This window comes from Ruegeria sp. AM5, from assembly GCF_056540645.1.
Genome location: NZ_JBQFXC010000001.1, coordinates 523,148 through 545,154 on the forward strand (window position 1 = coordinate 523,148; position 22,007 = coordinate 545,154).

A 22,007-nucleotide genomic window follows, 5' to 3' on the forward strand; every position below is an offset into this window, starting at 1 on the left:
GTTTGTGCCGGTTTAGTTAAGAGTATCGGCCCCTCGCTGACAGAGTTTTGATGTGGGAAGAAAGTTGCTGATTGGTTGCGCTAACATTGGACATGCCTCAAGCGGCAAGGTAAGGAAAAGCCATGGTTTCTCGCGTCATACCTGTTGACCCATTTGATCTGGTCATATTCGGCGGAACCGGCGATCTGGCACAGCGCAAGATCGTTCCGGCCCTTTTTCGGCGTTACTGCGCCGGGCAATGGCCCGAGGACACCCGGATCATAGGCGCAGCGCGGGGCGCTCTGACCGTTGAGAGTTTTCGCGAGATGGTGGCCGAATCGCTGCGCCAGCACGCACCGAAGCGGGCAAAAGACCCGGAGGCTGTGAACGGCTTTCTACAGCGTGTGGAGTATGTCCCGCTTGATGCTTTGTCCGAAGATGGCTGGGCCCAGTTGGCCGAAATGCTGAATGCGGATCGTATCAGGGCCTTCTATTTCTCGGTAGGCCCCCGATTGTTTGGCCCGCTGGCCGAACAGATCAGGGCGCACAATCTGGCCACCCCGCAAACCCGTATCGTCGTCGAAAAGCCTTTTGGGCACGATCTGGAAAGTGCTCGCGCGTTGAATGCGACACTGGCGGCGCATTTTGACGAAGGGCAAATCTATCGGATCGATCATTATCTGGGTAAGGAAACCGTTCAGAATCTTATGGCCGTTCGGTTCGGCAACATGCTGTTCGAACCGCTTTGGAACAGCCAGTATGTCGATCACATTCAGATCACTGTGGCCGAGACCGTCGGCATTGACGGTCGTGAAGAGTATTACGAGCGCGCTGGCGCCATGCGCGACATGATGCAGAACCATCTGATGCAGCTTTTGTGTCTGATCGCGATGGAACCACCCGCAAAATTTGATCCGGACGCGGTGCGCGATGAGAAACTCAAGGTCATACGTGCGTTGGATTCGGTTGAGCCGCATCATATCGTACGAGGTCAGTTTGCAGGCGGTGCCGATGGCCGGGGGTATCGTGAAGTTGTCGGCAATCAAAGGTCGACGACGGAAAGCTACATCGCATTGCGCGCGCATATCAGCAATTGGCGTTGGGCGGGCACACCGTTCTATCTGCGCACGGGCAAAGAGCTGGTGGCGCGGTCCTCGGTCATCAATGTGATGTTCAAGGATGCTCCTCATTCGATTTTTGGCGAAGAGGCCGGGCGTCATGCGAATGCTCTGTCGATCCGGTTGCAGCCCAATGAAGGCATCACTTTGAAAGTGACAATCAAAGAGCCGGGGCAGGGAGGCATGCGTCTGGTTGACGTTCCGCTGGACATGAGCTTTGCCGAAGCGCTTGGGCCTGAAAACCAGGACCCACCTGACGCTTATGAGCGGCTGGTGATGGATGTCATTCGCGGCAACCAAACGCTGTTCATGCGCGGTGATGAGGTAGAAGCCGCATGGGCCTGGACCGATCCGATTATCGCGGGCTGGGAGGCGCGCGGTGATGTTCCCAAACCCTATGAAAACGGCAGCACCGGCCCGGGCGACGCCGAGCTGCTGATGAAACGAGACCACCGCCGCTGGCAAGGAATAAATCCATGAATATCAAAGAATACGCCGATCGCGACATGCTGGCGATTGATGTCGCGAATGCATTGGCCGGAGATCTTGAGGCCGCATTGCTACATCATGATACTGTCTCGTTGGCCGTTCCGGGCGGAACCACACCGGGGCCGATCTTTGATGGATTGTGCGCTGCGGATCTGGAATGGGATCGTGTGCACATACTGCCGACCGATGAAAGATGCGTGCCGGGTGATCACGAGCGTTCGAACGAGAGGTTGATCCGGGAACGGTTGCTGACCAGTCGCGCATCCATTGCACAATACATGCCGCTCTATGTTGCGGAACATGAGCCTGAGGCGGTTTTGCCCGAGATCGAAAGCCTGATTAACCCGCATCTGCCGCTATCGGTTCTGGTGCTGGGTATGGGTGAGGACATGCATACCGCCTCGCTCTTTCCGGGGATGCAGGGCTTGTCTGCTGCTCTGAACAACAACGCCCCGACACTGGCGGTAGCGCGGACCGATGTGCAGCCCGAAGCGCGTATCACGCTGACGGGTCCGGTTCTGGACGGCGCTCTGTCCAAGCATCTCGTCATATTCGGAGAAACTAAACGGAATGCCCTGGATCGTGCCATGTCATTGCCACCCGAGGAAGCTCCGATCGCGGCCGTGCTCAGCGGCATGACCGTACATTGGGCGGAGTAATCACGATGCAGCTGGATCAATTGAACTCACTCGCAGCCACACAGACAGGCCGTCGGATACTCGATCTGTTTGACGCCGATCCAAACCGGGCGCAGGGTTTCTCGGCTTCGACCGGAGATCTGCTGTTTGACTATTCGAAGACACAAATCGACGAAGATATCCGCGCGGCACTGATCCAGCTTTGCGATCAAGTCGAATTGGCAGAGCGTCGGGCCGCGATGTTCTCCGGTGAAAAGATCAACGAAACCGAAGGCCGGGCTGTATTGCATACCGCGCTACGCAATCTCGACGGAGGCCCGGTCGAGGTCGATGGTCAGGATGTAATGCCGGACGTACTGGGCACTTTACAGCGAATGCGCGTCTTTGCCGAAGAAGTGCGTGGCGGGGCGATCAAAGGGGCAGGGGGCAGCTTTACGGATGTGGTCAATATTGGCATCGGCGGCTCGGACCTTGGGCCGGTGATGGCGACGCATGCCTTGGCACCTTATCACGACGGGCCAAGGCTGCATTATGTCTCCAACGTGGATGGTGCGCATATTGCGGATACGCTGCGCCCGCTTGATCCGACACGGACTCTGGTGATTGTCGCGTCGAAGACCTTTACGACCATCGAGACGATGACCAATGCGCGCACGGCGCGGGCTTGGATGGTCGATGGTGGTGGTGATCCGGCGCGGCAATTCGCAGCGGTCTCCAGCGCTGTTGACAAGACTCAGGCCTTCGGGATTCCCGAGTCGCGGGTGTTTGGCTTCGCGGATTGGGTCGGCGGGCGGTACTCGGTCTGGGGGCCGGTCGGACTGCCGGTAATGATCGCCGTTGGCTCGAACGCGTTTGACGCGTTTCTGCGGGGCGGTCAGGCGATGGATCTGCACTTTCAATCCGCCGAATGGGCAGAAAATCTGCCAGTTATGCTGGCGCTTGTGGGGGTCTGGCATCGTCAGGTGCTTGGGCATGCCAGCCGCGCAGTTCTGCCATATGATCAGCGTCTGCTGCGCCTGCCTGCCTATTTCCAACAACTTGAGATGGAATCGAACGGTAAATCCGTCGCGATGGATGGCAGCGCGCTGACCATGCCTTCAGGACCGGTCGTCTGGGGCGAACCGGGCACCAATGGACAGCACGCCTTTTATCAGTTGATCCATCAGGGCACCGATGTGATCCCCTGCGAATTCATGGTGGCGGCAAACGGGCATGAGCCGGAACTGGCCCATCATCATCGCCTTCTATTGGCCAATTGCTTGGCCCAGTCCGAAGCGCTAATGCGGGGTCGGTCGCTTGATGTTGCGCGCGCACGCATGGCCGAAAAAGGCCTGACAGGCGACGAGTTGGAGCCTCAGGCACGCCATCGTGTGTTTTCGGGCGACCGCCCGTCAACCACGCTGATCTATCCGCAGCTTACCCCGTTTGTGCTGGGTCAAATCATTGCGCTTTATGAACACCGTGTGTTTGTCGAAGGCGTGCTGCTTGGAATCAACTCGTTCGATCAGTGGGGTGTTGAGCTGGGCAAGGAACTGGCAACGTCTCTGGGACCGATCGTGGACGGTGAGGTTAGCGCCGAAGGCAAAGATGGCTCGACCTCGGCGCTGGTTGGATACGCATTGCGACATCGCGGTTGACGCGGCACCCTGCCGCACTCTCTTATTGTCAGACAATTGAATTCTTGGCAGGGTTGTTGCCAAGACATAACGGCGCGGCCAAGCGCTGACGATGGGAGGAATGTCCATGCTGGGACAGATGATGACGCAGCCTTTGCTGATTTCGTCGCTGATTGAACATGCTGAACGTTATCACGGGCAGACCGAGATCATCTCGGTCGAGACCGACGGAACCGTCACCGAGACCAACTGGTCCGGGATCGCGCAAAACGCCCGACGGATGGCTTCGGCGTTAGAGAAACTGGGGCTGCAACCGCAGGATCGCGTGGGCACGCTGGCCTGGAATAACCGCCGCCACCTTGAGATCTACTATGCAGTGTCCGGCGCGGGCTTTGTCTGCCACACGATAAACCCGCGTCTGTTTCCCGAACAACTAACCTATATAATCAACCACGCGCAGGACCGGGTCCTGTTCTTCGATGCGACCTTCCTGCCTTTGGTCGCCGCGCTGCAAGAGCATCTGACCGAGGTGCAGTACTATGTGCTGATGGGTGCGCGGGACGAGGCTGCGCTGTCTCAGGTGCCGGGGTTGGTTTTTTATGACGAGCTGATTGAAACCGGCGATACAGACTACGGGTGGCCCAGCTTTGATGAAAACACTGCCTCCAGCCTCTGTTATACTTCGGGTACCACTGGGAACCCCAAAGGCGTTCTCTATTCCCACCGCTCTACAGTTCTGCACAGCTTCGCGTCGAACACGCGCGACGTAATCGGCTATTCCGCTATGGATGTGGTGATGCCGGTGGTGCCAATGTTCCACGTCAATGCTTGGGGCTCGCCCTATGCCAGCGCTATGTCTGGTTCGCGAATGGTGATGCCGGGGCCGGGATTGCATGGCGAGGCATTGGTCAATCTGATCGACACATATGGCGTCACGCTGGCGATGGGCGTACCGACCATTTGGCAAGGTCTGCTGGCCCATGCCGCGACATGCGGGACCAAGTTGAAAAGCCTCAATCGTACTGTAATCGGTGGTGCGGCATGCCCGCCCTCAATGATTGAAACGTTCCGCGAAACCTATGGCGTCGATACCGTCCACGCCTGGGGCATGAGCGAAATGAGCCCGCTGGGCACGACGAATTATCCGATGGCCAAACATCTGGACATGCCCATGGAAGCACAGCACAAGCTGCGCGAAAACCAAGGCCGCCCGCCCTTTGGGGTTGAACTAAAAATAGTCGATGATGATGGCAGAGATCTTCCCCATGACGGTGAAACGCAGGGCGATCTGATGGTGCGCGGCCATTGGGTGCTGGACAGCTACTTCCACATGCAGGATGAGGCCTTGTTGCAGGATGGCTGGTTCGCGACTGGCGACGTTGCCACACTGGACCCGGATGGGTACATGACCATCCGCGACCGATCGAAGGACATCATCAAATCGGGGGGTGAATGGATCAGCTCTGTCGAGTTGGAGAATATCGCGGTCGCACACCCTCAACTAGCGACGGCTGCCGTTGTGGGTGTGCCGCATCCGAAATGGGACGAACGCCCGCTCTTGGTAGCAGTGAAGGCCGAGGGCGAAGAACCGACCGAGCAGGATTTGTTGGCGTTCTTCGACGGCAAAATCGCAAAATGGCAGGTACCCGACAAGGTCGTGTTCGTCGACGCCTTGCCCCTTAACGCGACCGGAAAGGTCCTGAAACGCACGTTGCGCTCGGATTTCAGTGATGCGCTGATGGTATAAGTGCCAGTCTGGGAAGAATGGCTCCGGCGGTAGGGATCGAACCTACGACCAATTGATTAACAGTCAACTGCTCTACCGCTGAGCTACGCCGGAACGGTCCGCGCCGTATAGCAACCTCAAATTGCGGCGTCCAGTGGGGTAGTGGAGTTTTTTCTGCGAAAAAACTTCGCCGTGGCTCACGCAGCTAATTATGAAGAATTTGGTGTGATTTGGCTCCGGCGGTAGGGATCGAACCTACGACCAATTGATTAACAGTCAACTGCTCTACCGCTGAGCTACGCCGGAACTGAGGGGCGTATAACAACCCGTATTTTCGGCGTCCAGAGGGGAAGCGCACGGGCCGTCAATTTTTTCCGATTCACGCGATGCGCTTGAAACGAGACGCAACTGACAGATCCCCCAAGGGCGCTACACGGGATCTGCCGGTCAGATCAACCAGATGGGCGAAGACATTACGCTCGGCCGCGGGAAGCAGCGCGGCGGGGGTTTCGATATAGATTCGCTGGGCAAGCTGTTGGGCCGTTTCTGGGCCATTTTCCAGGGCGTCGAGTATCTGTGATTCCCGCTGCAATCGGTGGTCTATCAGCCAATCCAGGCGCTTGGCAGGATTCGTGATAGGGGCACCATGGCCCGGATGAAAAACCGACCACTCGCGCGCACGCAGGCGGCGACAGGCCGCCATGAAATCCGTCAGGTCTCCGTCCGGGGGCGAGACCAGAGAGCTGGCCCAGCCCATGACGTGATCAGCCGTAAAGCAGACATCCCCCCAGGCCAACGCGATATGGTTGCCCAGATGGCCGGGTGTGTGGATCACTTCGAGTTGCCAGCCTTCTGCCGCGACGCGTTCACCGTCTTCAAGCTCGATATCAGGGCGGAAATCGGCATCGATTCCCTCACCACCTCCGGCAAGCCCGTTCTGGGCCAGCTCGGTCATGACTTCGCTGCGTCCAGCTTGCGGACCACCAAAAGCCAGAATCGGAGCGCCGGCGCGGGATGCGAGCGGGGCGGCCAAAGGCGAGTGATCCAGATGGGTGTGCGTAACAAATATGTGGCTGATCCGCTGCCCGGGTTCCAGCGCATCAACAATGGCTTGCAAATGGGCATCACTCAATGGCCCAGGGTCGATGACAGCAATGTCCTCATCGCCCAGAAGGTAGGTATTCGTACCACGATAAGTCATTGGCGAGGGATTGGGCGCAAGAATGCGCCTTAGCCCCGGGGTGAGCACGGCAACCTGTCCAGGGAGAGGGTTGAAATCGTCGGGGGCTTGCATTCTGTCCTCTTCCTCTTGCCTGGGCAGCCCGCTAGGTTTAGCGCATGTCGACCCAATGGCTCAAACCCTATATGCCGCGTAGCCTATATGCGCGTGCCGCACTCATTCTGGTACTGCCGGTCATTGTCGTGCTTTTGGTGGTGGCGATTGCCTTTTTGCAAAAACATCTTGAAGAAGTGACCGCCCAGATGACCCGCACGGCGGCGCGCGAGGTGACACTGGTGCTGGACGTGATGGAGGGTGCGGAAACCCAGCAGCAGGCATTGGCAGCTGCGCGGCAGGACTTGTCGGTCTTGAACATGACCGCCCGCTTTCTGCCGCCGAATGAAGAGCCGAAAAACAGTCCGCGTCGATGGTACGATTTCATTGCCCCGCAGGTGGATGCGGAAATGCGCAGCTTGTTGCCTGAAACCCAGTATGTGGCTCTGCCAAATGGACAGGAAGTGAGTCTTTTTCTGGCAACCAATCTGGGCATGCTTGAGCTAGAGTTTGATCGCCGACGCCTGTCGCCGACTGCACCGCATCAGCTGATTGTGACGATGGTGTTCTTTGCGGCTCTGATGACAACGATCTCGTTTCTCTACATGCGCAATCAGCTGCGCCCGATCACGCGCCTTGCGGACGCGGCGCAGGCCTTTGGTCGCGGGCGGGTCGTGCCTTATTCACCCGGTGGTGCAATCGAGGTACGCGCTGCGGGCAATGCCTTCGTTGACATGCGCGCCCGAATCGAGCGGCAGATTGAGCAGCGCACGCTCATGTTGTCGGGGGTCAGCCACGATCTGCGCACACCTCTGACGCGTCTGAAGCTTGGATTAGCTATGTTGCCCGAGGACGAGGCCGCACCGTTGTTGCAAGACGTGGACGAGATGCAATCGCTGCTGGATGCATTCTTGGACTTCTCGCGTGGCGCTGCAGAGAGCGCACCCGAAGAGATTGAACCCGAAAACTGGCTGAACCAAATCGTTGACGATGCACAGCGCGCGGGCCAGCACGTTGAACTAATCTCGGTCGAGGGGCGTGGAACCGCAATGCTGCGCCCATCGGCCATGCGCAGGGCGGTAGAGAATCTGATTGGAAACGCGAATCGCTATGGTTCACGCGCCGAGGTCAGCCTTTCGATGACGCCAAAGTCACTACGCATTCGGGTTGAAGATGACGGCCCCGGTATCCCGATCGAACAACGCACCGAGGCCGTCAAACCCTTCACGCGACTTGATCCGGCGCGAAACCAGAATCAGGGCACCGGCGTGGGTTTGGGCCTTGCAATTGTTGCCGATATCGCCCGCGTACATGGTGGTATTCTGCGACTGGGCAGCAGCGAAAGGCTGGGCGGATTATGCGCGGATATCGTGATTGGACGGTGAATTGGTAGGCCCGGAGGGACTCGAACCCCCAACCAAAGCGTTATGAGCGCTCTGCTCTAACCAATTGAGCTACAGGCCCGCCTGAGGGCTTTGCCTATCACGATGGCAGCCCGCGTCAAGCCTGACCGTTGCAACATGGCCCACAATCGAATAACCCGCGCGCAAAGCACTCATGAGGGATTGGCCATGACAGCGGGCAAAAACGGAATCACCTATGCCGACGCAGGTGTGGATATCGATGCAGGCAACGCTCTGGTCGATCGGATCAAGCCTGCGGCCAAGCGCACCAACCGTTCGGGAGTGATGAGTGGGCTAGGCGGATTTGGCGCTCTGTTCGACCTGAAAGCGGCTGGCTATCAAGACCCGGTTCTGGTGGGCGCAACCGATGGTGTGGGCACCAAGCTGCGGATCGCAATTGATACCGGCGTTGTCGATGGCGTGGGAATCGATCTGGTGGCGATGTGCGTCAACGATCTGATCTGCCAAGGTGCTGAGCCGCTGTTTTTCCTGGATTATTTTGCCACCGGTAAGCTGGACACCGATACTGCCGCGCGGATTATCGAAGGAATTGCCGAGGGGTGTGTCCAATCCGGCTGCGCCCTGATTGGTGGTGAAACCGCCGAGATGCCGGGTATGTACCCTGACGGCGATTTCGATCTGGCCGGTTTCTCGGTTGGCGCCATGGAACGCGGGACCGCATTGCCCGAGGGCGTTGAACAGGGTGATGTCCTGCTGGGGCTGGCTTCGAACGGGGTGCATTCCAACGGCTATTCGCTAGTGCGCAAGCTGGTCGATATCTCGGGGTTGGGCTGGGAGGAAGAGTCGCCTTTCGGTGGCGGAACATTGGGTGAGGCTCTGCTGACCCCCACGCGGCTGTATGTGAAACCAGCGCTGCAGGCGATCCGGGCTGGCGGCGTTCGCGCGCTTGCCCATATAACCGGCGGCGGCCTCACCGAAAATCTGCCGCGCGTATTGCCCGAAGGGCTCGGGGCCGAGATTGATTTGAGTGCTTGGGACTTGCCGCCTGTGTTCAAATGGATGGCCGAGACCGGTGGCATCGCCGAGTCCGAGATGTTGAAGACTTTCAACTGCGGCATCGGCATGATTGTTGTCTGCGCTGCAGATCAGGCAGATGATCTTACAACACTGCTTGCAGAGGCAGGCGAATCCGTTGCGCGCATCGGAACGGTCACCGCAGCGCCGGGTATGGCCTATTCAGGCAAACTGCTGTGAGCCACAAGCGCGTCGCGATCCTGATCTCCGGGGGCGGATCGAACATGCTGTCGCTGGTCGACAGCATGAATGGCGATCATCCAGGCCGACCATGTCTGGTATTGTCGAACGACGCAAATGCCGGAGGGCTGAAGAAAGCTGCACAGCGCGGAATTCCGACCGCAGCCGTCGACCACAAGCCCTTTGGCAAAGATCGCGCTGCGTTTGAGGCAGAACTGCTTAAACCGCTTATGGCAGCCCGGCCGGATGTTGTCTGTCTGGCCGGTTTCATGCGTGTATTGACGGGTGAATTTGTATCGCGTTTCCAGGGCCGGATGCTGAACATTCACCCATCGCTTTTGCCTAAGTACAAGGGTTTGAACACCCATGCACGCGCAATTGAAGCAGGCGACGCCGAACATGGCTGCACCGTTCACGAAGTTACTGCCGCGTTGGATGACGGACCGATTCTGGGTCAGGCGCGCGTGGGTGTACGGGTAGGGGACACGCCTGAGGAGCTCGCCGCCCGCGTGTTGACCTGGGAGCACAAACTCTACCCTGCCGTGCTTCGCCGTTATTGTATGGGCAACAAAGACCCAGTTCTTCTGCCCTAACGCGGCGGGGTGATTTACACGCAAAGGATATTCGTCTTATGGTCGCATATCGCTCGGGACGAGGACGGCACGGGCAGTCACAATAACCAAAAGCAAGAACAGCACCGCGCATGAAAACCCTGACGACGACGCAAGAGCTGGCCGCATTCTGCTCGGCTGCTGCACAATATCCTTATGTCACTGTAGATACCGAATTTCTGCGCGAACGGACCTATTATTCGAAACTCTGTCTGGTGCAGCTTGCGGTGCCATCGGAAGATGAAGACAGCGCCGTTCTGGTTGATCCATTGGCTGACGGCATGTCGTTGGAGCCTTTGTACCAGCTGTTCAGCGACGAAAGCGTGGTCAAGGTTTTCCACGCCGCGCGGCAGGATCTTGAAATTTTTTGGGTCGACGCGGGCGTCTTTCCGACTCCGTTGTTTGATACTCAGGTCGCTGCGATGGTCTGCGGTTTTGGTGAACAGGTTGGCTATGAAACTCTGGTCCGTAAGATCTGCAAGGAAGGGGTCGACAAAACTTCTCGCTTCACCGACTGGTCACGGCGCCCTCTGACGGATGCGCAGAAAACATACGCACTGGCAGATGTAACCCATCTTCGGAAAATCTATGAGCATCTGGCTGCAGAACTTAAGAAGTCGCGCCGGGATCACTGGGTCGCAGAAGAGCTTCGCATACTGACCCGACCCGAGACATATGACATTCGCCCGGAAGAGGCGTGGCGGCGGGTCAAAACGCGGACCAACTCTGCCAAGTTTCTGGCCGTGGTTCGAGAGCTGGCGCAGTTCCGTGAGGCCTATGCGCAAGAGAACAATGTGCCACGAAGCCGTGTGTTCAAAGACGATGCGTTGATCGAGATGGCCTCGACCAAGCCCAAGACGCCCTCTGATCTGGGCGGGTCGCGCTTGTTGCTGCGCGAAGCGCGCAAAGGGGCGATCGCAGAAGGCATTCTGGAGGCGGTAAAACGGGGCGTAGGTTGCCCGCAAGACCGATTGCCGAAAATTGACAACAGCCGCGACAAACTGAAGGTCAACCCGGCACTTGCAGATTTGCTGCGCGTTCTTTTGAAATCAAAGACCGAAAGCGCAGGCGTTGCCGCAAAATTGATCGCCTCCAGCGCGGAATTGGATCAGATCGCTGCAGGCGAACGAGAAGTTCCCGCCATGTCCGGTTGGCGGTTCGAGGTTTTTGGCGAGGACGCGCTGAAGCTTTGCGAAGGCAAGATTGCTTTGGCCGCCAAGGGACAGGCCGTGCAAGTTGTCTCGCTTTAACGGCGACGAGATTCCAACGCGTTCTGCTGGCCCTTGACCCGAACTAAACGAATGCCTTCCAGTTCTTTCCGGCTTACATTGACGGCCTCTGAAACCATCCGCGACCGTTCGGTGCCCTGCGCAGTGGCGTAGTCCGGGTAATCCACGCGGAAGGTGAACTCCATAACGCCATTTTTGCTGAGTTCTTCAGATCTTACGCGCGCGAGCTGTGCGTTGAACGCACCCTGTCGAATGGCTGTGCCAGCCGCATAGATGATTGCGCCCGTCGAGGTTGGGTCGATCCGCAATTCGTTGATCACGGCGATTGGAACGCTGTTATCCTCGGCGTCCGGACGCTCGAACAGGCCTTTTTTGTCGGCATTTTCGGGAACCAATGCATTGGCGTCATCGGCTGATACTTCGGATGGGCTGGGTGTGCTGCTGCCAAACCAGTTCGATGGATTCGCGCTTGAGTTGCTCCAGTTGCTACAAGCGGACAGAGCCATTGTGAAGATCATCAGAACAGGCAGAGTTTTGTGCATGGACCCAGTACTTTGTGCAACTTTACCTGCATCGGGTTAACGCAAATTCGATCGTTTGAAAAGCCACGCTGGGGACTGGACAGTCGGTAGCGCTGAGCATAGTTCACAATTGTGAATGCGTAACGCAAGGACGGACCCGATATGGCAACGCCAGCCTTCGAAGAGATAGTCGAGGATTTCGAGTTCCTGGAGGACTGGGAAGACCGCTATCGCCATGTGATCGAGCAGGGCAAAGCGATGGAGCCTCTGGATGATGCATTCAAAGTCCCTGCGACCAAGGTGAATGGTTGCGCCAGTCAGGTCTGGCTGCATCCAACCATTGAGGGCGGTCAATTCCGCTTTGACGGTGACAGCGATGCCCTGATTGTTCGGGGCCTGATTGCGGTTCTGCGTAGCCTGTATAACGGCTTGCCGGTGGCCGAGGTGCCCAGTGTTGATGCCGGTGGAGAACTCGCGCGACTGGGGTTGCAGGATCATTTGTCTGCCCAACGTTCGAACGGGTTACGCGCTATGATAGAACGTATTCGCGAAGTGGCATTGGCCAGCGCCTGACTTTTAGGTGGATTTGCGCGCTGCCCAGTCAGCAAGCGTGGTTTCCAAATCGCCATAGCCGGTTTGCCGACGTTCGAATTCCAGCCCCATCCGTTCGGCACACTCCTGCGCGCGGCGAGTGAGGTTGGGATCATCAGTTTGTGCTTGATAGACGAGCTTGGTGTAATTGCCGAAATACATCTCTCGCAATTCAGGATGCCGGTCCAGACCCAGCGGTTTCCAGACAAACGCATCAAACTGCCGCGCAAGGAAATCTGTCAGATAAAAAGCGGTGGTTTCATCGTCGCCATGCGCGGCAAAGGCCAAATTGCCCTCGAAGAAAGAATAGCAATGGGGCCCTTGGATCATCTCGACCCCCAGTCGCTCGCACGCTGCTTGTAGCAACCCACCGGTTCCGCAATCAGCATAGACAACGTAGATGCGATCGTAGGAGTCCCGATGCTTGGCAACCGCATCCTCGACCGCCTGTGTGATCTTTTCCGGGTGCACATGCAAAATGGCGGGCAGGCAAGTCAGCGCCATGTGATCCCAGCCGTTCCGTTCTTTCAGGTCCAAAATCTCGCGCGCCAGTGCGCCGCATGCGATCAGAAGAATTGACTCGGTGCTGTGCGGTGCGACATAGCCCTGACGGGTCAGGCTGTCATCGTCTGGGATCTTTGAGCCGGTCATCTGATCTCTCTGGCTGGTCTTTAGCAATATATGTGCCCGAGGTTCGGACAAAAAAGGCCGCCCCAAAAAGGACGGCCTGTCTCACGATATGATCTCGCGCCTTAGCCGGCCAGTTGGTTGTGCTTGCGCGACATGAAGTCCTTGGCCATTTCCACCGCCACGGCTGCGTCGCGGCAATAGCCGTCAGCGCCGATCGCCTTGCCAAACTCTTCGTTCAGCGGAGCGCCGCCAACCAGAACGGTGTACTCATCACGCAGGCCTTGTTCGACCAACGTGTCGATTACGACCTTCATATAAGGCATCGTCGTCGTCAGCAGAGCGGACATGCCCAGAATGTCGGGCTGTTCGTTTTCCAGCGCTTCGAGGTAGTTCTCGACCGGGTTGTTGATGCCGATATCGACAACTTCGAACCCGGCGCCTTCCATCATCATCGCAACAAGGTTCTTGCCGATGTCATGGATGTCGCCCTTGACGGTGCCGATCACCATCTTACCAACGCGCGGAGCACCAGTTTCAGCCAGCAGAGGTTTCAGGATCGCCATACCGCCTTTCATGGCGTTGGCCGCCAGCAGCACCTCAGGCACGAACAGGATTCCGTCGCGGAAGTCGTGGCCGACAATTGTCATGCCGCCAACCAGCGCTTTGGTCAGGATGTCATAGGGTTGCCATCCGCGCTCGAGCAGGATGTTCACACCTTCTTCGATCTCTTCCTTCAGGCCGTCATAAAGGTCATCGAACATCTGTTCGACGAGTTCGTCGTCATTCAGTTCGGACAGGACGATGTCTTCTTCATCAGACATGGGTATTTCCCTGAGCTGTGCGGGCCTGCGGCCCGTGGTGGCATTTTCACCGTTTTGGCCATTTCGTCGCAGGTCTACTGTGACGATTGCGACCTAGGTCGTTCTGAGACCGACCTATAGGCCGAATATTCGCACTCAGCGACATCGAATTTTGCAAGATCATCCTGCATTGGTTTCATTAGCCACGGTAAATTCACCTGCAGTCTAATGCGTCGCCGGTTTCGAGCATCTGATGATTTTTGGGAAACGAAACATGAATCTTGCCAGTGAAACTGGTTTTAATTACATCTAGTGATAGGAACAAAAGGCGAACAAATGACTGCTGCCATCAAAAGCCCTGGGCGCGGAGCAACCTCAAACGAAGCAGGTCGATTCGAGAGGTTTACAACCGAGTTGACCGAAGATGGCTGGGATTTGCCAGACGAACTGCCCCCTTTGCGGACCGAAGTTCGGGAAGAAATGGCGCGCAATCTGATTACCTATAACAAGTCGCCGGACTTACCTTTTGACAGATCCATAAACCCATATCGGGGCTGCGAGCATGGATGCGTGTATTGCTTTGCTCGCCCAACGCATGCGTATCTCGGGCTGTCTCCGGGCTTGGATTTCGAAACCCGCCTTGTTGCGCGACCAAATGCGGCTGAGCTATTGCGTCGCGAACTCTCGGCACGTTCTTACAAGGTGGCCACGATTGCACTGGGAACCAACACCGATCCCTATCAACCGATCGAAAAAAACCGCAAGATAACAAGAAGCTGTCTAAAGGTTCTGAGAGATTTTCAACATCCGGTCGGTATTGTGACCAAGGGGACTCTGATCGAGCGTGATCTTGATATTCTGGCACCGATGGCCAGCAATGGTCTTGTCCGGGTTGGCATTTCGCTGACCACATTGGACCGGGATCTTTCCCGGCGGATGGAACCACGAGCACCTTCGCCGCAGCGCAGGCTCGGAATGATCCGAAACCTGACCGAGGCTGGCGTGCCTGTGCGCGTTATGACGTCTCCAATCGTGCCCGGATTAACCGATCATGAGCTGGAAAATCTGCTGGAGGCCGGAAAGCAGGCCGGCGCAGATTCCGCGAGCTGGATCATGCTGCGGCTACCGCGTGAAGTATCCGGGCTTTGGCGCGAATGGCTGAGTGAACATCAGCCAGGCAGAGCAGAGAAGGTGATGGCACGGCTGCGCGAAATGCATGGGGGTAGGGAATATGACCCCCGGTGGGGCCACCGCATGCGGGGCGAGGGGACCTATGCCGAGATGATTGCGCAACGGTTCGAGGCCGCAGTCAAACGTCTCGGGCTGTTGACAGACATGCCGCCTCTGAACTGTGCGGCGTTTGCACCTCCACCCCAGCCCGGTGATCAACTGGCTTTGTTTTGAAGCCTTGGTTCAGAAACTAATGCCAATACCGGCCGAGAATCCGTTGACGGTATCGCTGCCGTAGTAGCGGACCATAAACCGTGTCGTTGATACCCAAGGCACCCATGTGTCAGACAGATCGACCTCGATCCCACCACCTACGCGGGCCAGCCAGTCGGTGCCCAATACAAGTGACTGATCCCCGATCAGATAGGACAGGGACAGATCGCCCACCCAGCGGACCGGGCGACCGAACATGCGTTTTCCAGTTGGAAAGCGGTAGCGTGACCACAGAACTGCATTTGCGGCAGTTGATTCAACCAACAAGTCCTCGTTGTCTCCGATAGGCCAGTATTCGATATGGGTATAGCGCAGGCTTGCCTCGAATTCCCGGTCGTTGGACAGAGCTTTCTCGTACGAGACCGTCATCGATCCGCCTGCGCCACCAGCCCAGATGCCGCCGCTTTCGAGAAAGTCTCGATCAAGCCCCAGGCGGTTGGCGATGGCTTGCGCACCGACAGATGCGTCGGATTGCGTACGTCCGACCGAGATATGGGCCATCGGGGTCATTTTCCAATACTCGCCGATGTCGAACTGATAGCCGACACCGCCGGTCAGGGCGAGGCTGGTCCATTTCAGCGGAATACGCGTGGTATCTCCGGTGCCGCTGAAGGTCAGAACGGGGTCATAGCGCGCGTAGCCTATATACCCCTCAAGATAGATCGGCACGCCCTCAGCAAGGCGAAACCCGCCGCCCAGCTGGGCGGATTTGAAATCGTAATCGCGATTGTCTGTATTTGACTGCAGCGAGATTGCGCTGGCAGAATCGTCCGGGATGCCTGCTAGCCCTAAGATTGCCAACGACCCGGCGGCGTTTTCCTGCTGCTGCTTCTCAAAAGCACGTTCCAGCACGCTTTGAGCGGATGCCGATTGCGCAAGTAGCAACATAATGAACAAGAGGATTAAACGCATGAGAACCAAACACTATTCGCCGGACGCGGCAACATTAGGCGGACTAACGCAGTGCGGAAAGATGCATCGAAACAGTCATTTACGTTTGGTTTCGAACGGTCTCATTTTGGTAACGCTACGGAAAAAAGACCCCGGATAACCGGGGTCTTAACATCGATATTGTGTGTGGATCAGCGGTTTTCGATGTCCACGTAATCGCGGTTGGTCGCGCCCAGATAAAGCTGACGTGGGCGTCCGATCTTATTCTGTGGATCGGCAATCATTTCTTTCCACTGGCTAACCCAGCCAACGGTACGTGACAACGCGAAGATTGGCGTGAACATCGAGGTCGGGAAGCCCATCGCTTCCATCACGATGCCCGAATAAAAGTCGACATTCGGGAACAGTTTCTTTTCGATGAAATACGGATCTTCCAGAGCCTGTTTTTCCAGCGCCTTCGCGACCTGTAGTTTGGGATTGTTTTCTACGCCCAGCAGGTCAAGTACTTCGTCTGCCGATTGCTTCATCACTTTCGCGCGTGGATCGAAGTTCTTGTAGACGCGGTGGCCAAAGCCCATCAGACGGAACGGGTCATCTTTGTCTTTGGCGCGCTCGATAAACTCGGGGATGCGGTCCACGCTGCCGATCTCTTCCAGCATTTCAAGGCAAGCCTGGTTCGCACCACCATGGGCCGGACCCCAGAGACAGGCGATACCGGCCGCGATACAGGCGAACGGGTTTGCACCCGAAGAAGATGCCAGACGCACCGTCGAAGTCGAGGCGTTCTGTTCGTGATCCGCCTGCAGCATGAAGATACGATCCATGGCGCGTGCCAGAATCGGGTTCACCTCGTAATCTTCGGCAGGAACGGCAAAACACATGCGCAGGAAGTTTGACGCATAGTCCAGGTCGTTGCGCGGATACACGAAGGGCTGACCGATATGGTATTTGTAGGCCCAGGCCGCGATGGTCGGCATTTTTGCGATCAAACGGTGCGAAGCTACTTCACGCTGACGCGGGTCCGCGATGTCGGTCGAATCGTGATAGAACGCAGACATGGCACCGACAACACCCACCATGATGGCCATCGGATGCGCATCCCGGCGGAATCCGCGATAGAAATACTGCATCTGCTCGTGCAGCATCGTGTGGCGGGTGATTGTGGTCTCGAAGTTCTCCAGATCCTTCGCCGAAGGCAGCTCGCCATACAGCAGCAGATAGCTGAGTTCGAGGAAATGCGACTTCGAGGCGATCTGTTCGATCGGATAACCGCGATGCAGCAACTCGCCCTTGTCACCGTCGATGAATGTAATGGTGCTGTCACAGCTTGCGGTGGACGTGAAACCCGGATCATAAGTAAAGACGCCAGCCTGACCATAGAGCTTGCGGATATCGATCACATCGGGCCCAGCGGTCGGAGAAAACACCGGCAGATCATAGCTTTCGCCGTGGACAGTCAGTTTGGCTGATTTTTTGCTCTCGGTCATGTTTGTCCCTTCTTCATTCGTGCGCATGCCGGATCGCTGTCCGACAAAGCAGGCAACGACTGCGTTCCGTCGCGCAGTCCGTTCTTAACGGAGCAGCGTTACCCTTATGTGAAATCAGGCCGGGTTCGCTGCATCAGAAAGCCGCGCCAGGGTTTCATCGCGCCCAAGCACAAGCATCATGTCAAATACCGAAGGTGTAACTGCCCGGCCCGCTAGTGCCGCCCGCAGCGGACCAGCCAATTTGCCGAACTTAACCCCATTCGCCTCTGCGAACGAATTCAGGGTCTCCTCCAGTTCGTTCCGGGACCAGCTAGCATTTTGCAGCTGCGGCGTCAATTCTTTCAGTATACCGTCGGATACAGATGCCAGCGCCTTTGCGGCCTTTTCATCTGGCTGGATAGGTCGCGACGTAAGCACAAAATGAGCTTTTTCAATGAGTTCCGGGAACGTGCGTGCGCGGTCCTTGAGGCAATACATCGCACGGACCAAATCACTGGATTGTGTTTCGGAAAGCGGCGGCAAACCAGCTGACTTCAGATATCCCTGAATTTCATGCTGCAGCGCGGCATCTTCCCCGACGGCAATATGTTGTCCACAAAGGTTTTCAAGCTTCTTCACATCAAACCGCGCCGGGCTTTTGCCAATGCCATCCAGATCGAACCACTCTTTAGCTTGGGCATCGGTAAAGAACTCATCATCCCCATGGCTCCAGCCCAGCCGAGCCAGATAGTTGCGCATTCCGGATGCCGGATATCCCATGGCCTGATATTCTTGCGCCCCCAACGCACCGTGACGTTTGCTGAGCTTTTTCCCATCGGGTCCATGGATCAAAGGGATATGCGCCCAGACTGGTACATCCCAACCCATCGCCTCGTAGATCATCATCTGACGGGCGGCGTTGTTGAGGTGATCGTCGCCCCGGATCACATGAGTCACGCCCATATCATGATCGTCAACCACAACGGCCAACATATAGACCGGAGTCCCATCCGAACGCAGCAGGATCATGTCATCCAACTGATCGTTGCGAATGGTGACATCGCCCTGCACCTGATCGCGGATCACAGTGGCACCGTCTTGCGGAGCCTTGATGCGGATCACGTAAGGTGCGTCGGGATGTGTGGCAGGGTCAGCCTCACGCCACGGGCTGCGAAACAGGGTCGACTGCCCCTCGGCCCGCGCCTGTTCACGGAATGCAGCGATTTCTTCCTGCGTCGAAAAGCACTTGTATGCCTTGCCGTCGGACAGCAATTGATGCGCGACCTCTGCATGTCGAGGGGCACCCTCGAATTGGCTGACGACCTCACCGTCATGATCAAGCCCTAGCCAGTCCATGCCTTGCAGTATGGCCGCTGTTGCTTCCGGCGTGGAACGTTCCCGATCGGTATCCTCGATCCGCAACAGGAACTTGCCGCCGCGACCCCGCGCATAAAGCCAGTTGAACAGAGCAGTGCGGGCGCCACCGATATGCAGAAATCCGGTGGGAGAGGGGGCAAAACGGGTGACGACCTGATCGGACATGGTGTGGATTAACCTTTTGGTAACCTTAGCGGGCATAGTTTGGCGACTATCTACCCAGCCCGAAGGACGGGGGCAACCATGCGTGTTCTGACACGGGTCGAGACCGCATTGCTGACCCAGCGGGGACACTTGTTTCCGTGGTCCCCGATCTGCCTGGCGGTCGGGATTGGTTGGTATTTCAGCCTCAGGTTCGAACCCGAGGTTGAGCTCTATGCCGGCGTTCTGGCGCTTGCCTTGCTGGCGCTTGCCTCCACCCGTTGGATGGGGGCCGCGTGGTCACCGCTGGCCACTGGCTTAGCCCTGATCGCGATGGGGTTCGCTCTGGCCGGGGCGCGGGCACATATGGTTGCAGAGCCGGTCCTGCAATGGCGTTACTATGGCCCGGTCGAGGGGAGGGTCGTAGCGCTGGACCGCTCTGCGTCGGATGCGCTGAGGGTGACATTGGATCAGGTGCGGATCGGGGACGTTCCTGCTGATCAAAGACCCCGGCGCATCCGGCTGTCTATTCACGGGGAGTCAGTTGCGCTGTCCCCGGGTCAGCGGATTATGACCACAGCACATCTTTCGCCGCCGCAAGGGCCAGTTGAACCCGGAGGTTTTGATTTTCGCCGCCACGCCTGGTTCCAGCAACTCGGCGCTGTTGGATACACTCGGGTTCCGGTCCTGACGTCGGCTGCGGCGCAAGATGGTTTGGACGGAGTGCGTATCACGGCCTTGCGCATGGAGATCTCGGATCGGGTGCGCACGATCCTGCCGGGCGAAGTCGGGGGCTTTGCCGCCGCCGTAACTACCGGTGATCGCAGCGGGATGGGGCAGGCCTCGTTAGAGGCGTTGCGCGCGTCCAACCTGGCTCATCTTCTGGCGATTTCGGGCCTGCACATGGGTTTGCTGACCGGTTTCGTTTTTGTGGCGTGCCGCATGGGGTTCTCAATGGTACCTGTCATCGCGCTTCGCATGCCCGTACGCAAGGTGGCAGCGCTCTGCGCGTTATTCGCGTCGACAATCTACCTGCTTCTGTCTGGTGGGAACGTCGCGACTGAGCGCGCCTTTGTGATGGTCTGCGTTATGCTGGGGGCCGTATTGCTGGACCGGCGCGCGATTTCGTTGCGGGCGGTGGCCGTGGCTGCGCTGATTGTTCTTACCTTTCGTCCAGAAACTCTTTTGAGCCCCGGATTTCAGATGTCTTTTGCAGCCACAACCGCCTTGGTCGCAGGGTTTGGCGCGTTGCGGGGCTATGGCCCAATGCCAGGCCCAAAATGGCTGCGGCCTATGCTGGCCTTGTTGACATCCTCGGCGATCGCGGGGATCGCGACAGCTCCGATCGGGGCGGCGCATTTCAACGCTATTTCACACTACGGGTTGTTGGCAAATCTCGTCTCCGTGCCCGTCATGGGAACGCTGGTCGTTCCAAGTGCGGTGGTCGCCGCCCTTCTTGCACCTTTTGGGCTTGAAGCGATTGCATTGCACGTAATGGGTCTTGGGCTGAGATGGATCCTTACCGTTGCCAATTGGGTCGCGGGACTGGAGGGCGCGCGCGGGTACGTGGTAAGCCCAGACTATTTCGTATTGCCTGTTCTGGCTCTGTCTCTTCTGTGGCTAATGCTGTGGCAAGGGCACGCACGGTGGCTCGGCATCGCCCCGGCGGCATTGGCGATAGCGCTGTGGGGTCAGGGAAGCCGCCCAGACGTGCTGATCGCCGATACCGGCGGGCTGGTCGGAGTGATGACTGAACACGGGCGCGCGCTGAGCAAACCGAAAGGCAGCGGATTTGTCGCGTCGGTTTGGCTGGAAAATGACGGGGACGGGGCAGATCAACCAAAGGCCGCTTTGCGATGGCCAGAGGCACCAGCGGGAATTCAACGTTTTCTTCTGGGAGACAAAGAGCTTGTCCACTTGACTAGCAAGCGGGCTGCGAGCGCCTTTCAGGAATGCAGGAAAGATCAGATCATTGTCGCCCCGGTGTCGTTGACTTTGACCGGTGAATGCAGCGTTTACGATACGGAATTTCTGCGGAAGACAGGCAGTCTTGCGTTATCCAAGGGGCGTTTGTTCGCGAGTTCTGATATCTCAGGCCGCCGCCTATGGTCCCCCAAGCTGCCTCAGTAGCTTCGGATCAAGCCTACCAGGCGGCCCTGAACTTTCACCTTGTCCTCTGGCAGCACGCGGGTCTCATAGGCCGGATTCGCCGCTTCCAGCGCAATGGCCTGACCTCGGCGGAAAAACCGTTTCAGCGTGGCTTCCTGATCTTCCACCAATGCCACCACGATGTCACCGTTGTCAGCGGCCGTTGTTTCGCGGATCACCACGACATCGCCATCGTTGATACCGGCGTCAATCATCGAGTCGCCACGAACCTCAAGCGCATAATGTTCACCACGGCCCGAAACCATCGAGCCCGGTACAGCGACACGGTGCGACACATGGCTGATCGCTTCGATCGGTACACCGGCAGCAATCCGGCCCATAACAGGCAATTCCATCGCATCAACTGTGACGGGTTCAAAGTTCGCGGGGCGTGGACCTTCAGGGCGATCGCCTTCAATCACACGGGGTTTGAAACCTGTAGTTGGCTCTCCCCCAAGGCTTTCGGGCAGCTTGACAACTTCGATGGCACGGGCTCGATGGGCAAGGCGGCGGATAAAGCCACGTTCTTCCAGCGCGGTGATCAGTCGATGAATCCCGGATTTTGACCGTAGATCCAACGCGGCCTTCATCTCATCAAAACTGGGCGGAACACCGTCCGCTTGCACGCGTTTGTGGATGAATTCCAGCAAATCCAATTGCTTCTTGGTCAGCATTGCTCATACCTCGTCGCTCATGCGTTTT

At 57.5% G+C, this 22,007-nt stretch carries 19 protein-coding genes and 3 tRNA genes; 11 read left to right on the forward strand and 11 right to left on the reverse strand.

The features are described from left to right. Positions 1 to 122 precede the first annotated feature (122 nt). From zwf to ACR0AH_RS02660, 4 genes are all read left to right on the forward strand, one after another. Positions 123 to 1,577 carry a glucose-6-phosphate dehydrogenase gene (gene zwf, locus ACR0AH_RS02645; RefSeq protein WP_480590223.1) on the forward strand — a complete coding sequence of 485 codons (1,455 nt, stop codon included), beginning with the start codon at positions 123 to 125 and terminating at the stop codon, positions 1,575 to 1,577. Continuing rightward, a complete protein-coding gene (gene pgl, locus ACR0AH_RS02650; RefSeq protein ID WP_170396937.1) occupies positions 1,574 to 2,245 on the forward strand; it encodes a 6-phosphogluconolactonase in 672 nt (223 codons plus the stop codon). Before zwf ends, pgl begins: the two co-directional genes overlap by 4 nt. 5 nt (positions 2,246 to 2,250) lie before the next feature. Continuing rightward, the gene (pgi, locus tag ACR0AH_RS02655) at positions 2,251 to 3,861 is read left to right on the forward strand and encodes a glucose-6-phosphate isomerase (protein WP_480590225.1); all 1,611 of its coding nucleotides are present in this window, start codon (positions 2,251 to 2,253) and stop codon (positions 3,859 to 3,861) included. Between the two features lie 106 nt (positions 3,862 to 3,967). Then, positions 3,968 to 5,587, forward strand: a complete 1,620-nt coding sequence (locus tag ACR0AH_RS02660; protein ID WP_480590851.1) for a long-chain-fatty-acid--CoA ligase — start codon at positions 3,968 to 3,970, stop codon at positions 5,585 to 5,587. Between the two features lie 18 nt (positions 5,588 to 5,605). On the opposite strand, the gene ACR0AH_RS02665 is transcribed toward ACR0AH_RS02660, so the two are convergent. The 3 genes from ACR0AH_RS02665 to ACR0AH_RS02675 all read right to left on the reverse strand — a co-directional run bounded on the left by ACR0AH_RS02665 (position 5,606) and on the right by ACR0AH_RS02675 (position 6,860). Continuing rightward, positions 5,606 to 5,680, reverse strand: a tRNA-Asn gene (locus ACR0AH_RS02665). Positions 5,681 to 5,797: 117 nt separating this feature from the next. Continuing rightward, a tRNA-Asn gene (locus ACR0AH_RS02670) sits at positions 5,798 to 5,872 on the reverse strand. Positions 5,873 to 5,945: 73 nt separating this feature from the next. Continuing rightward, the gene (locus ACR0AH_RS02675; protein ID WP_480590227.1) at positions 5,946 to 6,860 is read right to left on the reverse strand and encodes an MBL fold metallo-hydrolase; all 915 of its coding nucleotides are present in this window, start codon (positions 6,858 to 6,860) and stop codon (positions 5,946 to 5,948) included. 44 nt (positions 6,861 to 6,904) lie between these two features. Between ACR0AH_RS02675 and ACR0AH_RS02680 the strand changes: the two genes are divergently transcribed. Beyond that, positions 6,905 to 8,224 carry an ATP-binding protein gene (locus ACR0AH_RS02680; RefSeq protein WP_480590229.1) on the forward strand — a complete coding sequence of 440 codons (1,320 nt, stop codon included), beginning with the start codon at positions 6,905 to 6,907 and terminating at the stop codon, positions 8,222 to 8,224. Positions 8,225 to 8,226: 2 nt separating this feature from the next. On the opposite strand, the gene ACR0AH_RS02685 is transcribed toward ACR0AH_RS02680, so the two are convergent. Then, positions 8,227 to 8,303, reverse strand: a tRNA-Ile gene (locus ACR0AH_RS02685). 107 nt (positions 8,304 to 8,410) lie between these two features. On the opposite strand from ACR0AH_RS02685, the gene purM reads away from it, so the two are divergent. From purM to rnd, 3 genes are all read left to right on the forward strand, one after another. Further along, positions 8,411 to 9,457 carry a phosphoribosylformylglycinamidine cyclo-ligase gene (gene purM / locus ACR0AH_RS02690; protein ID WP_480590231.1) on the forward strand — a complete coding sequence of 349 codons (1,047 nt, stop codon included), beginning with the start codon at positions 8,411 to 8,413 and terminating at the stop codon, positions 9,455 to 9,457. Next, a complete protein-coding gene (purN, locus tag ACR0AH_RS02695) occupies positions 9,454 to 10,050 on the forward strand; it encodes a phosphoribosylglycinamide formyltransferase (protein ID WP_170509684.1) in 597 nt (198 codons plus the stop codon). The genes purM and purN overlap by 4 nt, the downstream gene beginning before the upstream one ends. Positions 10,051 to 10,160: 110 nt before the next feature. Continuing rightward, entirely contained in the window at positions 10,161 to 11,318 is a 1,158-nt protein-coding gene (gene rnd, locus ACR0AH_RS02700) for a ribonuclease D (protein ID WP_170406001.1), read from the forward strand. Here rnd and ACR0AH_RS02705 read toward each other — a convergent pair. Beyond that, on the reverse strand, positions 11,315 to 11,839 hold the full coding sequence (locus tag ACR0AH_RS02705; RefSeq protein WP_170392961.1) for a hypothetical protein: 525 nt from the start codon (positions 11,837 to 11,839) through the stop codon (positions 11,315 to 11,317). The two genes, rnd and ACR0AH_RS02705, sit on opposite strands and share 4 nt — an antisense overlap. Before the next feature lie 141 nt (positions 11,840 to 11,980). Here ACR0AH_RS02705 and ACR0AH_RS02710 point away from each other — a divergent pair, with 141 nt between their 5' ends. Next, entirely contained in the window at positions 11,981 to 12,391 is a 411-nt protein-coding gene (locus ACR0AH_RS02710) for a SufE family protein (RefSeq protein ID WP_170392962.1), read from the forward strand. Between the two features lie 3 nt (positions 12,392 to 12,394). Here the strand turns inward: ACR0AH_RS02710 and ACR0AH_RS02715 are convergent, their stop codons facing one another. Together ACR0AH_RS02715 and ACR0AH_RS02720 are read right to left on the reverse strand one after the other, a co-directional pair. Next, entirely contained in the window at positions 12,395 to 13,060 is a 666-nt protein-coding gene (locus ACR0AH_RS02715; protein WP_480590233.1) for a DUF1638 domain-containing protein, read from the reverse strand. A 101-nt stretch (positions 13,061 to 13,161) separates the two neighbouring features. Next, positions 13,162 to 13,860, reverse strand: a complete 699-nt coding sequence (locus tag ACR0AH_RS02720; protein WP_170392964.1) for a corrinoid protein — start codon at positions 13,858 to 13,860, stop codon at positions 13,162 to 13,164. A gap of 315 nt (positions 13,861 to 14,175) precedes the next feature. Between ACR0AH_RS02720 and ACR0AH_RS02725 the strand changes: the two genes are divergently transcribed. Continuing rightward, entirely contained in the window at positions 14,176 to 15,243 is a 1,068-nt protein-coding gene (locus ACR0AH_RS02725; protein ID WP_480590235.1) for a PA0069 family radical SAM protein, read from the forward strand. A gap of 9 nt (positions 15,244 to 15,252) precedes the next feature. Here the strand turns inward: ACR0AH_RS02725 and ACR0AH_RS02730 are convergent, their stop codons facing one another. The 3 genes from ACR0AH_RS02730 to gltX all read right to left on the reverse strand — a co-directional run bounded on the left by ACR0AH_RS02730 (position 15,253) and on the right by gltX (position 19,181). After that, entirely contained in the window at positions 15,253 to 16,194 is a 942-nt protein-coding gene (locus tag ACR0AH_RS02730) for an autotransporter domain-containing protein (RefSeq protein WP_170510120.1), read from the reverse strand. A gap of 170 nt (positions 16,195 to 16,364) precedes the next feature. Next, entirely contained in the window at positions 16,365 to 17,660 is a 1,296-nt protein-coding gene (gene gltA / locus ACR0AH_RS02735) for a citrate synthase (protein ID WP_170392967.1), read from the reverse strand. Positions 17,661 to 17,774: 114 nt separating this feature from the next. Continuing rightward, on the reverse strand, positions 17,775 to 19,181 hold the full coding sequence (gene gltX, locus ACR0AH_RS02740; RefSeq protein WP_480590237.1) for a glutamate--tRNA ligase: 1,407 nt from the start codon (positions 19,179 to 19,181) through the stop codon (positions 17,775 to 17,777). Between the two features lie 78 nt (positions 19,182 to 19,259). Here gltX and ACR0AH_RS02745 point away from each other — a divergent pair, with 78 nt between their 5' ends. Then, positions 19,260 to 21,287 carry a ComEC/Rec2 family competence protein gene (locus tag ACR0AH_RS02745; RefSeq protein ID WP_480590239.1) on the forward strand — a complete coding sequence of 676 codons (2,028 nt, stop codon included), beginning with the start codon at positions 19,260 to 19,262 and terminating at the stop codon, positions 21,285 to 21,287. Here the strand turns inward: ACR0AH_RS02745 and lexA are convergent. Next, the gene (gene lexA, locus ACR0AH_RS02750; RefSeq protein ID WP_480590240.1) at positions 21,281 to 21,979 is read right to left on the reverse strand and encodes a transcriptional repressor LexA; all 699 of its coding nucleotides are present in this window, start codon (positions 21,977 to 21,979) and stop codon (positions 21,281 to 21,283) included. The two genes, ACR0AH_RS02745 and lexA, sit on opposite strands and share 7 nt — an antisense overlap. Between the last annotated feature and the right edge of the window lie 28 nt (positions 21,980 to 22,007).

What these genes read in the sequence shown, in the direction of transcription:
- zwf (WP_480590223.1), top strand. Translation starts at nt 123, where the DNA reads ATGGTTTCTCGCGTCATACCTGTTGACCCATTTGATCTGGTCATATTC.
- pgl (WP_170396937.1), top strand. Translation starts at nt 1,574, where the DNA reads ATGAATATCAAAGAATACGCCGATCGCGACATGCTGGCGATTGATGTC.
- pgi (WP_480590225.1), top strand. Translation starts at nt 2,251, where the DNA reads ATGCAGCTGGATCAATTGAACTCACTCGCAGCCACACAGACAGGCCGT.
- ACR0AH_RS02660 (WP_480590851.1), top strand. Translation starts at nt 3,968, where the DNA reads ATGCTGGGACAGATGATGACGCAGCCTTTGCTGATTTCGTCGCTGATT.
- ACR0AH_RS02675 (WP_480590227.1), bottom strand. Translation starts at nt 6,860, where the DNA reads ATGCAAGCCCCCGACGATTTCAACCCTCTCCCTGGACAGGTTGCCGTG.
- ACR0AH_RS02680 (WP_480590229.1), top strand. Translation starts at nt 6,905, where the DNA reads ATGTCGACCCAATGGCTCAAACCCTATATGCCGCGTAGCCTATATGCG.
- purM (WP_480590231.1), top strand. Translation starts at nt 8,411, where the DNA reads ATGACAGCGGGCAAAAACGGAATCACCTATGCCGACGCAGGTGTGGAT.
- rnd (WP_170406001.1), top strand. Translation starts at nt 10,161, where the DNA reads ATGAAAACCCTGACGACGACGCAAGAGCTGGCCGCATTCTGCTCGGCT.
- ACR0AH_RS02705 (WP_170392961.1), bottom strand. Translation starts at nt 11,839, where the DNA reads ATGCACAAAACTCTGCCTGTTCTGATGATCTTCACAATGGCTCTGTCC.
- ACR0AH_RS02710 (WP_170392962.1), top strand. Translation starts at nt 11,981, where the DNA reads ATGGCAACGCCAGCCTTCGAAGAGATAGTCGAGGATTTCGAGTTCCTG.
- ACR0AH_RS02715 (WP_480590233.1), bottom strand. Translation starts at nt 13,060, where the DNA reads ATGACCGGCTCAAAGATCCCAGACGATGACAGCCTGACCCGTCAGGGC.
- ACR0AH_RS02720 (WP_170392964.1), bottom strand. Translation starts at nt 13,860, where the DNA reads ATGTCTGATGAAGAAGACATCGTCCTGTCCGAACTGAATGACGACGAA.
- ACR0AH_RS02725 (WP_480590235.1), top strand. Translation starts at nt 14,176, where the DNA reads ATGACTGCTGCCATCAAAAGCCCTGGGCGCGGAGCAACCTCAAACGAA.
- ACR0AH_RS02730 (WP_170510120.1), bottom strand. Translation starts at nt 16,194, where the DNA reads ATGCGTTTAATCCTCTTGTTCATTATGTTGCTACTTGCGCAATCGGCA.
- gltA (WP_170392967.1), bottom strand. Translation starts at nt 17,660, where the DNA reads ATGACCGAGAGCAAAAAATCAGCCAAACTGACTGTCCACGGCGAAAGC.
- gltX (WP_480590237.1), bottom strand. Translation starts at nt 19,181, where the DNA reads ATGTCCGATCAGGTCGTCACCCGTTTTGCCCCCTCTCCCACCGGATTT.
- ACR0AH_RS02745 (WP_480590239.1), top strand. Translation starts at nt 19,260, where the DNA reads ATGCGTGTTCTGACACGGGTCGAGACCGCATTGCTGACCCAGCGGGGA.
- lexA (WP_480590240.1), bottom strand. Translation starts at nt 21,979, where the DNA reads ATGCTGACCAAGAAGCAATTGGATTTGCTGGAATTCATCCACAAACGC.